At 38.8% G+C, this 15,947-nt stretch carries 14 protein-coding genes; 1 reads left to right on the top strand and 13 read right to left on the bottom strand.

From position 1 onward, the window contains the following. Positions 1 to 381 precede the first annotated feature (381 nt). From HMPREF9412_RS22925 to HMPREF9412_RS22955, 7 genes are all read right to left on the bottom strand, one after another. Positions 382 to 2,256 carry a UvrD-helicase domain-containing protein gene (locus tag HMPREF9412_RS22925; protein WP_175320797.1) on the bottom strand — a complete coding sequence of 625 codons (1,875 nt, stop codon included), beginning with the start codon at positions 2,254 to 2,256 and terminating at the stop codon, positions 382 to 384. 4 nt (positions 2,257 to 2,260) lie between these two features. Beyond that, entirely contained in the window at positions 2,261 to 4,315 is a 2,055-nt protein-coding gene (locus tag HMPREF9412_RS22930; RefSeq protein ID WP_009594202.1) for an ATP-dependent nuclease, read from the bottom strand. Positions 4,316 to 4,742: 427 nt separating this feature from the next. After that, entirely contained in the window at positions 4,743 to 5,624 is an 882-nt protein-coding gene (locus HMPREF9412_RS22935; RefSeq protein ID WP_009594197.1) for an SDR family oxidoreductase, read from the bottom strand. 54 nt (positions 5,625 to 5,678) lie between these two features. Then, positions 5,679 to 6,287: an NADPH-dependent F420 reductase gene (locus tag HMPREF9412_RS22940; RefSeq protein WP_009594196.1), complete on the bottom strand. Its 609-nt coding sequence runs from the start codon at positions 6,285 to 6,287 to the stop codon at positions 5,679 to 5,681. Positions 6,288 to 6,474: 187 nt separating this feature from the next. Next, positions 6,475 to 6,822, bottom strand: a complete 348-nt coding sequence (locus HMPREF9412_RS22945; protein ID WP_036673222.1) for a winged helix-turn-helix transcriptional regulator — start codon at positions 6,820 to 6,822, stop codon at positions 6,475 to 6,477. Between the two features lie 270 nt (positions 6,823 to 7,092). Continuing rightward, complete coding sequence (locus HMPREF9412_RS22950; protein ID WP_036673201.1) at positions 7,093 to 7,662, bottom strand: hypothetical protein; 570 nt, start codon at positions 7,660 to 7,662, stop codon at positions 7,093 to 7,095. A 245-nt stretch (positions 7,663 to 7,907) separates the two neighbouring features. Further along, positions 7,908 to 8,795 carry a LysR family transcriptional regulator gene (locus HMPREF9412_RS22955; protein ID WP_009594199.1) on the bottom strand — a complete coding sequence of 296 codons (888 nt, stop codon included), beginning with the start codon at positions 8,793 to 8,795 and terminating at the stop codon, positions 7,908 to 7,910. A 116-nt stretch (positions 8,796 to 8,911) separates the two neighbouring features. Here HMPREF9412_RS22955 and HMPREF9412_RS22960 point away from each other — a divergent pair, with 116 nt between their 5' ends. Beyond that, positions 8,912 to 10,306 carry an MFS transporter gene (locus HMPREF9412_RS22960; RefSeq protein WP_009594185.1) on the top strand — a complete coding sequence of 465 codons (1,395 nt, stop codon included), beginning with the start codon at positions 8,912 to 8,914 and terminating at the stop codon, positions 10,304 to 10,306. A gap of 482 nt (positions 10,307 to 10,788) precedes the next feature. Here the strand turns inward: HMPREF9412_RS22960 and HMPREF9412_RS22965 are convergent, their stop codons facing one another. From HMPREF9412_RS22965 to HMPREF9412_RS22985, 6 genes are all read right to left on the bottom strand, one after another. Then, positions 10,789 to 10,974, bottom strand: a complete 186-nt coding sequence (locus HMPREF9412_RS22965; protein WP_009594179.1) for an aspartyl-phosphate phosphatase Spo0E family protein — start codon at positions 10,972 to 10,974, stop codon at positions 10,789 to 10,791. A 359-nt stretch (positions 10,975 to 11,333) separates the two neighbouring features. Continuing rightward, positions 11,334 to 11,999, bottom strand: coding sequence for a GAF domain-containing protein (locus HMPREF9412_RS22970; protein ID WP_009594181.1), 666 nt, complete (start codon positions 11,997 to 11,999; stop codon positions 11,334 to 11,336). A 32-nt stretch (positions 12,000 to 12,031) separates the two neighbouring features. Continuing rightward, positions 12,032 to 12,394 (bottom strand): helix-turn-helix domain-containing protein, encoded by a 363-nt coding sequence (locus tag HMPREF9412_RS22975; RefSeq protein WP_036673205.1) that lies wholly within the window; start codon positions 12,392 to 12,394, stop codon positions 12,032 to 12,034. A gap of 30 nt (positions 12,395 to 12,424) precedes the next feature. Then, complete coding sequence (locus tag HMPREF9412_RS22980; RefSeq protein WP_254664102.1) at positions 12,425 to 13,462, bottom strand: HD-GYP domain-containing protein; 1,038 nt, start codon at positions 13,460 to 13,462, stop codon at positions 12,425 to 12,427. Continuing rightward, entirely contained in the window at positions 13,410 to 14,021 is a 612-nt protein-coding gene (locus HMPREF9412_RS32635; RefSeq protein WP_139084060.1) for a DUF342 domain-containing protein, read from the bottom strand. The genes HMPREF9412_RS22980 and HMPREF9412_RS32635 overlap by 53 nt, the downstream gene beginning before the upstream one ends. Continuing rightward, complete coding sequence (locus tag HMPREF9412_RS22985) at positions 14,009 to 15,295, bottom strand: DUF342 domain-containing protein (protein WP_009594194.1); 1,287 nt, start codon at positions 15,293 to 15,295, stop codon at positions 14,009 to 14,011. The genes HMPREF9412_RS32635 and HMPREF9412_RS22985 overlap by 13 nt, the downstream gene beginning before the upstream one ends. Between the last annotated feature and the right edge of the window lie 652 nt (positions 15,296 to 15,947).

The following is a 15,947-nucleotide window of genomic DNA, read 5'->3' on the forward strand; positions in this document are numbered from 1 at the left end:
GTATTTATCGTGCAAATAACTTAATCTCTTCATCGACATCAAGAGCGTGGAAAGCAAGAAACGGGATTGTGATATCAGAATTTGTATCTTGAACGTACTTCCTAATTCCTCCAAACCGATGCTGCCCATCCATTAGAGGAGAAGCCTTCCCTTTGCAAACTAATCTTCAGTAATTTGGCCTTGTCTGATCATAACTGGAAAACTCCCAATTACCGCACGCATTTAGCAATACAGAATAAATTGATTGAGGTATTCAGCAGGGATTTGCTGACTCGAGATGTTTCTGATGTAAGGGAGATTTTTGAAATTTACACATAATAAAGAGAGGCAAGTAGTCACCTGTTACTTGATTTCTTGCCTCGCTTTATTATGTTGGTTTAATTATTGAATTCCAAAGTATTCATTGAATTTTTTATTGAATTCATTCTTGAAAGAAACAAATTGGCCAATTCCAGAAGAATTCCACAAAATAAAGAATGGTTTAACTTTATTCGTCGTTTTTTTCTCAACACCACGTTTGTCACATTTTGTTATAAACAATTGCTCGATTGCTCTAGATATGGCAACAAAGAAAGTGCAAAGCTCTTCATCAATATTGTCTCCAAAGAAAGCATCATCCTCCAATCCAATAAGAAAGACCACCTTATATTCTAATCCTTTGCTTTTGTGGATTGACATTACTGGTATTGAATGCATTCCTTTAAATCTTTCAATCGAATATACCCAATCAGTACAAGTTTCATATTCAATCCACAATAGATTTACATAGTTTTTAATTAGAGTATCCAAATATGCATTATTATATTGTCTGTATAATCCTCTTAGTCTTTCCCGATCCAGATAGTTAAGTATATCTAAGACTAAAAGGTACAATTCGCCTTCATTAGTTATACTCGCCATTTTTAACTCTAGCGTTTTTAGGTAGCTAATAAAGTTACTCTCAAGTGTTTGTTGAACAATATTGGAGGTCCTTGAATTGTAACCATGTAGTTGCCTTAAAACCTTAATTATAAATGCCCATTCATCAGGAGCTTTGATTGGTAATGCTAACAATATAATAGATTGTATAATCTGTATAACATCTTCCTTTAATAACGTTTGATACTTTTCTTCTACTCGTGCATGAATATGATTACGTTCTAACATATCCATTATTTCTTTAGTATATATTGCAGGTAATTTTCTGGTTAAAATACAGATGTCATTTGGTGATAACGACTCATACTCAATGAGTTCTTTGATTTTCTGACTTACAACCAAAGATTCTTCTTTTTCATTCTCGAACCCCCAAACCTCTGATATTCCATCTTCAGCAGACCATCGATCATTAGGGGTTATTATTATATCTTGACCAGTCATACTTTTAATTATTGGTTGTTGAATTGAAACAAGCTTTGGAGCTGATCGATGATTGACTAAAAGAGTTTCATTAACTGCATTAAATTCACTTGTAAAACGTTCAAATATATTGTCAGCGGCTCCCGCCCAAACCATTACACGTTGTTTTTTATCTCCAACAGCAGTTAGAATATTTCCCTGATCTCTGAAGGCGCTCTTTATCAGATCATAATGATGCTCAGGTGTATCCTGGAATTCATCTAAAAAAACATGACCAAATGTAAGTTGTAAAGAACTTCTAACTGAAGGATTGTTTCTCACAATATATTCTGCTAGACGCGCAATTATTGGAAATGTTAATTTTGGTTGTAGGTTATCGTTTCCTTTTAGCAAAATGGGTAGAACTTTTCTAGCAATATCACCGTACTCAGTATCTACAAATGGAAGTTTGTATTGTACTAAATATGTATTAATATAAAAACGATATGAGTCTCTAAGGATACTTCGATGCCCAGCGGCTATATAAGCTTGTTTCACATCCTCACTTGTCCCGATTTCATAATCAATTGATGGCTTAAGTTCTGGTGGTAGTAAATTACAAAACTGGTCAACGATTAATTTAGCAAAAGCATCATAAGTACGAGAAATAAAACGTTTGGATAGGGTTTCCCCACATCTTACATGTACCCTCTCCTCTAAATTTTTGGCAGCATCAACTTTATAACTAAGTGCAAGTAATTGTCTCGGGAAAATTAATTTGTTCGTTGTTAACAAAAATGAGGCTTTTTGTGCCAAAAGTTCAGTCTTTCCGGCGCCTGGTCCAGCAGAAATCAATGTATTAACTTCTGATTTAATTATTCTTATACTAGTTGAATCAAAAGACATATTATCAGCTGGCGTCCAATCATCACTTGTCATATACCTATACATTTGATTGTTCCTTTATATTAAGTTCTTCTTTGATCTTGTTGGCCATTTTAATAAATATTTCGGGAAGCCTAGCCTTAATAACATCATCATCTGTTTCAGAGAGAACTCTCATGTGCGTTGAAGGTTTGCCGCGATATAGGAATAAATAACGATACCATATCATCAACTTTTTTTGTTCTTCTGAGTAAAGCACACCTTTTTTACTCACGTCTTTTAATGTACAAGCTATATCCGCAGCCAAACGATCGTTATATTCTTGAGTAGAGAGATCACTTTCAACTAAACTCGCTATTTTTTTAGTTTCACCTTGAACAATGATCTCTGGTCCCTCATTTTGACTCAATCCGCTAATATATTCATTAATAAATCTTTCCAACATTAAAAAATCTATATCAAGTGGTGCACTGAAGTATATATTATAGCTTTCGAGCATATCGATCCATGATTGTAGATGTGTACTCCCATGGTCCCAAGTAAGCATTTGTTTTAGCTGCTCATCACTGCTCACAAGCTTAGATTTTTCAATCCCGTTTTTAATAAGTTGATCAATGCAATATTTTACTCGCCCCCATCCACCACCTCCTCTTTCGAGATCAAGATCTAATAAAGTGATGAAAGGAATATCGAGTTGGTAAAGTAATTTCCAAAAATGATTAACGTGTCTACCTCCAAGTGGAACCACGGAGATTTCATTAACGTTGATGTTTACATCAATGAGATCCATTACTTTCGGTAATATAATTTCCTCACTATCTCCTTCTCCTAGAATAACTAAGCTAGAGAAGTATATCTCTGGATAAGCTTTTACAGCTTCTTTAACGTATTTGAAAGCATCTTCATCTTTTGCCGGTAAAAGAATATTTCTTACTAAAGTAGATTTATTTGTCTTGCAAGATCTAAAATGTCTGATCTGAGTTGGCTCTAGTCTTTTAATAATGGCCGGACTGTGGGAGGATAATATTACTTGAGAATTGCTATTACTTGAAATGTTAAGTAGATTGTGAATAATTTTACCAAGTAAATGTGGAGCAACATGGTTTTCTGGTTCTTCTACCGCTACAATTGTCAAACAAGGGGGTATAACACTAAACAATCTTTCGTCGATTGGTTTATCAGGATTACTCATTATATCATGTAATGCAATTTCTTCTGTCTTCAGCAGTGCCCCCACCAAAGACAAATAAAAAAGTGACCTTAAACCGTCACCTAACGAATCTACGTTATAATTCTTTTCAGTTTCTGTAGGTGAAAAGTTGGGATCTATTTTTTTTAATATACTTTCTATGTCTTGTGTATTAAAGTGAAGATCAACATCAGAATATCGAACATCTGCATGATAGTTATTCCACTGTTCTTTTATTACATCTTTAACTTTTGCAATTCCGGGATGTTGACTTAAGATATCTTTTACAGCTTGCATCTTTTGGCTTATTTCAACTTTAAAGGAGTTATCAAAATTAATACGCTGGATTAGCCGCCATAACAACGTTCCAGTAACCATACGTAATTGGGCCGATGGATCACGCAAGGCAGGGACATATATTATTTTAATTTGAGATAGTTGAGATTGGGATATAGGCCTTTTATCTTGTGTCTTGATTGGTGTATTATCAGGAGAAGTAATAAAATAAACATTAGTGTCTACAATACCCTCTGGTTGATTACTACGTTGCCACGAAGCTTCTAATCTTATTCGTATGTAAGGTGCTTTGTTGTCCGGTTCTATAATGAAATTCTGAAAGAAACTAGGTACCGTATATTTTTCAATACCATTTTGTGTAAATACCTCATTAAACTCAAAAATTGTTTCAATGTAGAATTCACTATTTTGTAGAGTATCTGGGTTCACACTTGGTGGCACATGAAAATCAGAACGAATTACTTCTCTTTCCTTACTTGTTTCACCAAAAATTTTAAGCATAGCGTTTAAGAATGTAGTTTTTCCACAACTATTACTTCCGATTAAAGCTACTAGTTCATCGATTTGAATAACTTCTTCTTGTCCAAAAGAGCGAAAGTTTTTGATCTTTACCTTAGATAGTTTCAATTTTATGTCTCCTTTAGGATGGGTACTTATTCATTTTCAGTAATATTCGACACCATCTCCTAAAATCCCCCTATCATTTATAATATTAATGTTTAATTGTGTCACAATCCAAAGAACCCATGATAGATAAGAGGTTCTAGTGCTTTTTCGTATATGCAGATTACATAGTATTTTGTACATATATCGATAATGTTGTTTAACTCCTTTGTGTTGCTGATTTCAATTGGTTTGTTAAAAAATTAGTTGCTTTAAGCATAATTTCCTCGATCTTTTCTGCAGGAGCCTCCATCATTTTATTCATAAACGGCCGGGCAATCCGGACGTTTATTGCGGGAAACGTTAGCTCAATAAAATAGCGACAGTCAATTTACTCGTCCTTGGCTGTCGCTGTTTCTTTTTCAAATTTAGTCTAAAACATACCCTGCTTTCAATCTTCAACTTTAGAAAACTGATGTTTAAAGAATTCCTTATATGTCATTGGTTTTCGGCCAATTAGACGTTCAAGATCACCGGATGTCTCCGAAAATTCTCCAGTGTTGACTCCTCGCACCCAGCCTAATAAAAAATCAGTCATGAAAACAGGCAAGCCATTCGCTACCATAGAGTCTATATATTCTTTTTCGCTAACTGACTCATAAGGGATATTCATCTCACTAATCTCCGAGAGGGCTTCAGCGATGTCTGCAAAAGAGCTCCCCTCGCTGCCACTTAGAGTGTATGTCTTATTTTCGTGCCCGTGTTGAGTGAGAACGGCTACGTTAGCTGCCGCCAAGTCATCCAGAGATGCAGCGGCAACTTTGCCGGAACCCTCTGGTACTCGCACGCCGGCTTTAAGCGCATCTCCGAAATACATATGCAAGGTTTCAAGGTACGGTGGATTCCGCAGAATGGTATAGTCTAATCCGGATGCTCTAAGCGTTTGTTCAGCAAATAAGTCTGACATCGTTACTTCGGGCAAAATAAGATTTGAATTTTCTTTTCGAATGATCGACGTGTAGATCACTTGTTTAACACCAGCCTGCTTTGCAGCTGCGATGACATTGAAATGTTGCGTATTACGGTCGGTAAATGCTTGCGCGGAGATAAGCATGACTTTGTCAACACCATTAAAAGCTCGCAGAAGGGAGTTATAATCGAAATAGTCGCCCTGATGGGCCTCCACACCTTCTTTAACAAACCTTTCGATTTTTTCAGATTGCGGATCACGTACCAATACAGCGACCTGATTTGCCGGAACCTTTTTAAGAAGAAGGTTTAGCGTCCTGCTGCCAAGATTACCCGTTGCTCCAGTAATAAGTATTTTACCCATATTAGTAACCCCTTTGAACTTTTATTGATAAACCAGTTGCAGTATAGAATAACGTTATCGTACAGTGTATTGATCCAGCAGATTTAAATTCAATCCGGCGAGAGGTCCTCCTATTTGCTGCAGCAGACCGCCCTGGCTCAAGGATCCAAGATCAATACAGGCAAAGCCAATCTTCTCCCAAATTTCTTTCAAGACTTGTTTTACCTGGATGTCGTCACCGGACATGAACAGGACAGTCTTCGGCTTCTCTTCCGTGTAATCCTTAATCCATTCCATCGGAACACTGTTAAAAGCTTTAATTACATGAGCACCCGGAGCATATTGGGCTACGATTTCACTTGAATTCTTTCCTGACCATTCGCCAAGTAGAGGTTCCGTATTTTCAAAACGGTTGGTAGCATCAATAAGAACACGGCCTGTCCAGTCAGGAACCATTGACAAAGCAGCAGGCATTTGCGCCCACGTCACGCATAATATTACAAAGTCCTGCTCAGCTGCTTCTGACGGTGTTCCGGATTTTGCGCCAGCACCAAGCGAGCTTACCAGATCTGAGAGCGTTTCGGGACCACGACTATTACTGAGAATAACTTCATGACCGTGAAGCAATAGATGTTTCGCCAGCGTTTGAGCAACTGTTCCAGCACCAATAAAGCCAAATTTCATAACGCACCTCCAAAAACTTATCGATCTACTACGACTCCTTTTATTAATTCTTTGATTTTCTTCATGGCCACAAGTCTTATTATGTTCCATCCATAACTTTTAAAATAGTACGTACTTTTATGTTATATAGTAACCAAAAAGTGATAATTGTGATGAAGTGCAGAATAAATGGGTCAATGAAATTACTCTATTCTACATTTAATCTCCGATATTCATCCTTACTCAAGTTCTTCTCTGCATAATTTTGGCCCCAATCACAAAGAGCTCGCAAAGTGGGTTCAAGTGACATACCCATTTCTGATATTGAATATTCCACTTTTGGTGGTACCTGATTGTACATTTTTCTTATAATCAAATTAGCACTCTCCAACTCCCGCAACGACTGGACTAACATTTTCTGAGATATTGTGGGTATGAGCCTTCTCAATTCACCGGTCCGTTTAGGACCTTTTATTAAATAATACAGAATAAGAGGCTTCCACTTCCCGCTAATGACATTTAAAGTGATTTCCAGATCACAATAAAAAGTTTTCAATTTAAAAAACACTACCCTTCATTAAATTTCCATTATTATAATACATGATAACCCTATTACTTGTTGATCTAACGGGAAACGATAGTTGAACATAAAGGGTTTCACATATTAGTCATGACTAATATGTGAAACCCTTTAATATATCTATCTTTCTTAAATTTAGGTCTTGATAACCTAGTAAAATTAAGTATTAGACTGACGCTGCCTCACTAAGGATACAGGTAGGATAGCGCATAAGCCACTGGTATGTTCAGTACCTTACTCTAGATGCTAATTGCTCTTGGGCTTTTTCGATGGGCAACATTTAATAAAATAGGTCGGGCTCATCTGAGCCTGGCAGCCGGTACATACATAGACTGTTTCACCGTTATGTGTAAGCTTCCGAATTGGCTGGGTAGAGAAGAGGTTGGGCTCATCAATAAACTCTAGGAAGAATTGTTTTTGTAACTGCTTCCGGGTCTCCCATTCAATTTCTTGCCCAGGTAAGTAATTGTGCACGTCTCGAAGCCAAATCTCAAATCGGTGCATGATCTCGGTATAAGGACCGTCTCCATTCTTGATGCTTCCTTTTGTAGGATATGCAATGCCAAGCGAATCTGACCACTTCAGATTACCGTTTCTTCTGGCATAAAGACGACTACTCTTCTGACTCTTTCTTTGTATATCTTGACACAGGTTGCAAAGCTGCAACGAGCCATTCCGTTCAGCAAGCGCAATATCTTGGGGAAGTCTCGCGTAAGATTTCTTGCAGGCGGTACAATCCAATATATGTACGATCGGTGGGTCAGAGTCTCTACGCTGTGAAGTGTTAATGAGATGAGCGGCTGCTCGAAGGTCCATCGTAACTCCTCCTAATGTGTACTGTCTACATGACACATTTTACACACCGGGAATTAAATGTGTCAAGTCGATTGTACACAAAACTGCCGCGACTCAGATTTAGTCTATTTAATCTCTTCTTCAACCTCCACTTGCTAATAGTTGAAAGTCCTACAAATGATATTTTCTTTATTCCATCTTTGCGGATTCAACAAAAGCAGACGATCATGATGGTGAACTGCTTCTCTGGGTTTTATGAAGGATAATTAATTTGTCTGTCTGGATATCGTCCCGAAATATTCCACAACTACCTCACGGAATTCGAGAGCAGCCCGCGAAATGTACCGACTCCTGTGCCATAACAAAGCTATCTCCCGTACCAATTCATGATTCTCTACTTTGAGATATTTGATATGTTCCCCAGAATACCTTGCGGTACTTGGTATAAAGGCTATGCCAATTCCCGCTTCTACTAGAGAACTTAGCCTTGCAGGTTCGTCACCCTCATACACATATGTAGGTACAAATCCAACCGATTTGCATATAGAATCCACCAGATCACGAGTACCGTAGCCTCTTTTTACACCAACAAAACATTCATCCCTTAGCTCAGTCAAAGATATGCTGTTTCGGTTAGCAAGCCGATGCCCTTTGGGAACAGCTACAAGAATCGGGTCGATGAACATGATTTGACATTCAATGTCTTCCCCTTTTATAGGAGGTGAGGACAAGCAAAAATCAACCTCTCCTCTATGAAGAAGCGTAACCATTTCCTGCGTGGTGAGCATTTGCACATGAAATTGGATATCGGGACGCTTGTTCCGAAAATCTCGAAGGATCTGAGGCAATGTGCTTGCGGTGGTCACCGCCAATTCGAGTGTGCCATGTTCTTGGCTGGACACATCGCTAATCTCCTGCTTCCCCTGTTCCAATTCAAACAACGCCCTTTCAGCACGGCGATAGAATCTGCTTCCAAACTCATTCAATCGCAGTTTCCTCCCTATTCGATCGAATAACGGGACCCCCAAATCCTCCTCCAAGCGCCCAATCGTTTTGCTTAGTGACGATTGAGTGACATGCAGACTTCGTGCTGCTTCAGTCATATGTTCCAAACGAGCTACCTCGAGAAAATATTTCAGTTGAAGAAGTTCCATTTCACACTCTCCTTTCATTCCCTTGAGTCAATGAAATCATAACATAAAATGCATTGGAATAAATAAATGATTTCAAGTACGATGATGACACTAACATACAGATCGGAGGGATAAAAATGAGTATTCGCAATAGGTGGTTGATGATCTCCGTTGGACTAGGGATTCTATTGAACCCATTAAATTCTTCAATGATTTCAGTTGCTATTCCAAGGCTACAAAATGTGTTCCAACTCGACTTTACAGTGGTATCCTGGATCATTTTTTCTTTCTACATTGCGAGTGCTATCGCTCAACCTATCATGGGAAAAGCTAGCGATTTATTCGGTAGGAGGAGGATATTTCTTAGCGGGCTTGTTGTATCCTTCGTTGCATCATTATTAGCTCCACTATCCCCAAACTTTGGTTGGCTCATCGTGTTCCGCATTGTGCAATCCATCGGAACAAGCATGATGGTTGCGGTTGGAATGGCCATTGTGCGAATTCATATTCGGGAGAAACAAGCGACTGCACTGTCAGTCTTGTCCATATTCCTATCCGGAGCGGCAGCGATTGGCCCCTTTATTGGCGGGGTCATCATTCACTGGTGGGGCTGGCCTGCTATCTTTTTGGTTAATATCCCCTTCGTAGTGACAAGCTTTTTATTAGCTTGGAGGCATATTCCTAATGATGTTCCGTCTATGACATCCGTTGCTCGCAACATGTCCTTTCACAGATGGTCTGATTTGATTGATGCGCCAGGAGTTCTGCTATTCACCTTGGGTCTGGTTGCTCTGCTCGTTGGATTATTGTCCGCAAAATCATCTGGTCAAATTTCATTTAGTAACGTTATTGTCGGGCTGATTGGCTTCGTTGGACTGGGAGCTTTCGTGCGACATGAGTTAAAAGCGAAGGCACCCTTTATTCCTTTACGCACATTCGCTAAATATCCTGCAATGACTTGGGTCAATGTCGAATTCATGGTCGTTAACTTGCTTTTTTACTCTCTCTTTTTCGGGCTTCCGTCCTACTTGCAAATCGTACGTCATGTCAGCGAGTTCCATACCGGGATGCTCATGCTAAGCTTAGGCTTGTGCTCGCTCGTTGCTTCTCCAATGGCAGGACGATGGATCGATAAATCAGGACCTCCACCAGCATTGCTTATGTCCGGAATGCTGATGACATTTGGTTCCGTATGGATCGTGATCATGACACTGGATCAGACTTCACCGGTTATCAGTGTGTGTCTGGCTTTAGCTGCATTCGGTATTAGCAACGGGTTAAACAGTGTCGCTATGCAATCGGCCTTATTCAAAAGTTCACCAAAAGAAATTATAGGTGTAGCATCTGGAATATTTAATACCTCAAGATACCTGGGAACCATTCTCTCTTCATTACTCATTAGCAGCGTAATGGGAGATAACTTCAGCTTCGAGGGATTTCGAGTACTTGGGATTATTCTCACGTTAATTGCATTATCCTTGGTATTCGTAAATTGGCGTCACAAGGAGTCCGGGCAGTTGCATGAGTCCTAGTTATCTGACAGATGTAGCTTACCCTTCGTTACCTCAACAGAAAGCGGTAACTGATCGTGAGAATCGGCTAAGCAGAATACTAATTAGATATATACCTAATCGTAAATGAGAACATGTTCTTGTCCATTTCGGCAATCGGTACAAGTTCTTGTCCCGTGCCCAGGACAAGAACTTGTACCGATAAAACAAAAAAGCCGCTAAAATAGCGACTTTCAATGGGACTATGTTCTTGTCCTTCGACAACACGGACCAATCTGCTGAATAACTATCGAGTTGTACCGATAAAATAAAAAAAGCCTCTAATATAGCAACTTCCAATGTGAGCATCTTATTGTCCCCCGACATAATTAACGGAAAGGCCAAGCGATGTCAAACCCTCTTCGATTGCCGGATTTATCATTCATCCTGGATTCCCGGCAAGTCATTATCTGAATCATACAGTTCCTGTGTGATATAGGTTGTCTAGCAGATCTATTCCAGCTCTACTCTCCTGATTGATTATGCATCTTCATGAAACAAACTATTTTCTCGTCAAGCTCCTGCGAGAGCATAACGATATCGTTGTGAAGTAGGTGGCGATCCCTGCTAAGTTCCTCAAGCTTTTTACGGTATTTCTCGATTTCTTGTGCCAATTTATTGATGTAATCGTTCATTGGAATCTCCGTCATTCGCACGTCCTCCTAATCCACGCAGGACCCGCCTTTTGCCAGTTCGCTATAGTCGTGATTCGTGAAATTAAAGCCATGAAGCAACTTGCTTGGAAACGGACCTAGTGATGCTGTCCGAGCATAATTTCATAATATTAGTGCACCGAGATGAGTTGAAATAGCTAATACTGCCGGAGCTGGACAACAAGGAAATAGATGTGTCGGCCAGCCAGTTCGGCAACTCGCTTGAACAGAAAACGGAGATAAAACTGATGATTGTTTTGAGTGATGAGACAGTTTATGTCGTCTGGATGATCATAAGCAATCTAGATAATTATTCCACGGAGCTTCCATCCCTTTGCCTCAGAGGAATCGGTCTTTCAGGCTAACTGATCGAGTTTTTGTTGTTTCTTTAATAAGAAAATCATGTCATCTTTGATTTGAGACAATTTTTTTTCAATTTGATTGCGATTATCCTGAAACATATCGATTTCATAGTCAGTAAAGTCTCTTTGTTGATCAGAAAACAACACGGTGAACCCGATCATCTTATCCTGATATCCTAATGGAGTGCAGCAATAGGATTTAAATCCGTCTTCCAACATTGCTTTCTTATGATTTAATGTAACGAGGTCTTCACTGCGATTAATATCATCTACAATTAATACGTTTCTGATGTATACCGGTACTTCCGATCCACCTAGAATATCTAGTTTCACATCAAGTCCATGCGAATATTCTTTATAACTTCCCGGCATACTCGGTCCAGCACCAAGCCATAATCTTTTTTCATTTTCTTCATATAAATATACAACACATAACATACCGTTTAATTTTTCTTCCATAGCCAGACAATATTGATTTAGATACATTCTAGTTTCAAGAGAAAGTTTTTCTTGCATCCCTATTAAATCTGCATGGTAGAGTTTTTCAAACAAGTTGGATAAATCAGTTTGTCCTTTATTCATCGGATGAATTTGTGCCAGTAATTTTTTTATTTCTTTGCTCAGCTTATAATGCTTCATGGATTCGATTATTTCTTCCATCTTTTTTATTTACACCTCGAATTCAAGCAATCTCAAGTTCTCGGTAACCCTTTCTTGCTTTTAGAACTACTCCGTTCTTGAACAACCATTTCAAGTAGATCATGAACGATTTGAAGATCATCCTCCGTTAATGGTATGCCATCCCAATGAAGCTTGGAATTCTTGAGAATCACTTTCGCATTCATATCTTTATCTTGGGGGGGATGAGGAATATTTGTTGCACCGATTATATAGTCAACGGATGTGTCAAACAGTATGGATAGCTTATGCAACACCTCGATCGGTGGCTGCCGATGATTTAGTTCATAACAGGCATAAGTGCTTTTAGCTACACCGATTGAGTCTGCAACCTCCTGCATAGTCATCTTTCTATTCTTTCGTAGTGTTTTTAACATAGAGACTCAAAGGACCCTCCTCTGGTAATGTTATTGATTGTATACAAAATCCAAGATTTTATGTTCAGAATTCCGTAAATCATAAAATTTCCCATTAGCCTCTACTAAAGGATTAATAAGGTCATCAGAATGAAGCATAACGATTCGAGCTACTTGACCATCTGTCAAAATCACATGATTGCCGACCATTCTGATCATCATGTTCAGTATGAAACAATGGACAACCATAGAGTCAAATAATTTATTGCCACTATTATAGATTTCCTCAAACACTTGATACAAAGGTATGGGTTTCTTGTATGTTCGTTCGGAGATCATGGTATGAAACACATCAGCTACTGCTATAATCTTGCTGTAAAGGGTAATCTTCACCCCCGCAATCCTAAACGGATATCCGCTGCCATCTTCTCTTTCATGATGCTGAAGAGCAACTAGGGCTTGTTGTTCCGTCATTCCTGAAATATTCTGAATCATCTCATACCCGAAATGAGTATGAAGTTTCATCTCGGCATACTCATCGGCATTAAGGCTACTTGTTTTATTTAAAATCGAGTCAGGGATTTTGATCTTTCCAAGATCATGCAATAAACCAGCAATTGCGAGATTGTGTAGTTCTTCATCCTTTAAACCTAACCATTTACCGATTAAATACGAGATGAGGGAAACACCTATACAATGACGATAGGTATAATTATCCTTCTTACTTAGCTCTAATATAACATTCGATAGGTTGTTGATACATAATTGTTGGATCTTCGGAATTATTGCTTCTTGTATATCTTGATTCGAAAGCTGTTCGGATTGGTAACGAATCTTCTCGAAGATCGCTTGAACTTCTAAAACCGCTTCTTTTGTTAAGATTTCCGTAACATATTGGGGATCTTCTTTCCATAAATCGATACCGTGCTGATGCAAGAGATTAATATGGTGATGGTCCAAAATACAGTTCTGTGAAAGAAGCAAGCTGCCTTGCCTCGAATAGATGTTTCTTTTTAACCTTCTCCCGATGAACTGATCAATATGAATCACCCGCCTTCCAATTATGTCGTTTAAAGCTGTTGCGGTCAAACGTTTTACCCTCAATTGGCTCAAAGATGTCCATACTATATCGATCAACGGTGACCCGTCCTTCAAACATTTTCCTAATTATAATCTTATTCCCTGCCTTAAGACTGGTTGCAACGCCAGTAATCCCACCTACATACATGGCAGATATGGTATCACCTGCTTCAAGTTTTGAGCCTCGACATACAGCGTTGTCCAACAGGAAAATGATATTCCCTGCTGAATAGAGATCACATTGAATAACTCCTTCTTTTCGAATCAGGATATCTCCATTGGACTTTAATGTCGAGTTCTGACCTTGGTTAACATTAATCTGCACATGGGATTCCTGACTTAAGGCAACTCTCATGAATGCTTCTTTTAAAATCCGAACAAAATCTTCCATACGAGGAGCAGTCATAACTTCAACAATTTTTGGGGACTGTAAGAATAACTCCAAGTAATATTTTAATTGCTGTAAATCATTTATATTATAAGTCTGTAAACTTGAAACAACCTCAAGCAGTTCCTTTACGAAATCCCGGACTTGCTGGAATTTACTCTCTGTAATTAACAACAACACTTGTCCGTACCGCACCTGCATGTTTTTTTACTGATTTCATAAATCAATATCCTTACGTTTTCCATCATTATTTCTAGAATTTCCATCAACTGTTTAGAACTATTATAGAGCCTGTTGTAGAACATACCAAAATACCCGGAATATAAATGACTTCCAATGAAGCTACCCTTCACTGCAATACTGCCAGTAGCTGTTAATGTCGAATTGAAAACACTGCCAGACACATAAATGTTACCGAGGGATTCAATAATCATGTTATCCATAACATCGCCATGAACGATCACATCACCAGCAAACACGATATTACCTGTTTGTAAATCAACATTACCGTGTACTACATAAGCGGTGTTGATATCAAAATATTTAATTTGATTACCTGTGACTCGAGGTCTCCCCTCTTTCCGAGCGATAACGATGAAATCTGATGTAATTTCTACATTATCCTGACCAGCAATGCGTATGTCCTTGACTGGATCGGGAAGCAGCACATTGCCAAATACATCATACCCTGTCAGTCCTTCAACTGCCGGTGTCTTCTTAGCAATGACATCTCCGCTCTTAACAGAGGGAATGTTCATATGATTTTTATAATCCATTCCCCCTCTTACCTCGTTAAAGATGTTCACAATATTTTCAGAAAAGAACAGATCCAGTAGGGCATCCTTACCTTGAACGGGAGCCATACCTCTTCCGATTATTATTGGTTTAAAAGAAGGTTGCATGATTTCGGCCTGAATCGCTGCTACATCAAGATTCATTTTAATGTTCATATTTTCAACTATCGTAAGAATATCTTGTAGGTTTACAATTTCTAAAATAATATTTAAATCTTCCTCTGCAGTGAGTGTTACATTCAATGAGGGAGTCTTCTGTTCTAACAACCACGCACACCTCTGTATGCGATTTATGGTCAAATAGGCTTCTAATTTATCTTCTGAGACCGATACCTCAAATAGAGAATTCTCTTCAATCTTCCACTCTACCACACTCTCAGAAGAAACCTTCGTTTCCTTACTGATCTCTTGGCCATCCACCAACAGCTTAACAGGCGAGTTTGCTTTAATAGTCGGGAATTGGCCACCATTGGTTGGGTTCCCCACGATGATTTTCCCATGTTCCACCTTAATATACCCATCTGAGACCTCATAATCAGTGTTCATACTATGGGAAACTGATGGGGACGCTCCTGTCCCTTCCATTTCCTGAGAACGAGAAACTTGGTCTAGTTTTTTTAATAGCTTTAATATCTCCTGTTCATTGATAGAATCTGACATAGGGAAACCCTCCCTTGCTATATTGACATATGTTTAATGAGTGTAATTTAGCGATCAGCTATTTGAAGTGTTAGAGGATTGTGCATTATGTATTTAAATTTTTAGCTTTATTATATTTGCGAATCGCAAACATTTCAATAATTCTACACAATTTGACATAAAAATCTTTTTGGAACAAAAGGCGAGTATGAGCTTTGAGTTTATTCTGATTGTTTCGACTACATACCCTTGACGTTATCCTTCACTTAAATCATCGCAGAGCGAACTTGATGGACAATCCCGAATTCGCACAGTTCCTAGGGATGCAACTAACTTTCGTCATCAGTATGTTGATGATTGCACCCGCAACAATAACGTTCAGATATACTGCATCTCTTCCTACCGTCCATTTGCGGAGCCTGCTTTGTGTTTCGGATCAGAATCCCTTCCGAGGGCAAATGGACCTCTGCTGACAAGCGGCCTTCTGGTTTACATGGCTGCTGGTATTGATCTATTATCGCTGGCAGTGATCGGCAGGGAAGCCTTGATGTATGAAGCTTCGCGGCAGAACGCTTTAGGGATGGCGTTAATCTGTCCGATTCTAGTTACTTTCTTGACCTTCATCGTGTCAGGCGCCACTCATAACATATTAATTAGCCTTTTTATCACCGTG

It is taken from the genome of Paenibacillus sp. HGF5, from assembly GCF_000204455.1.
GTDB lineage: Bacteria > Bacillota > Bacilli > Paenibacillales > Paenibacillaceae > Paenibacillus_AQ > Paenibacillus_AQ lautus_A.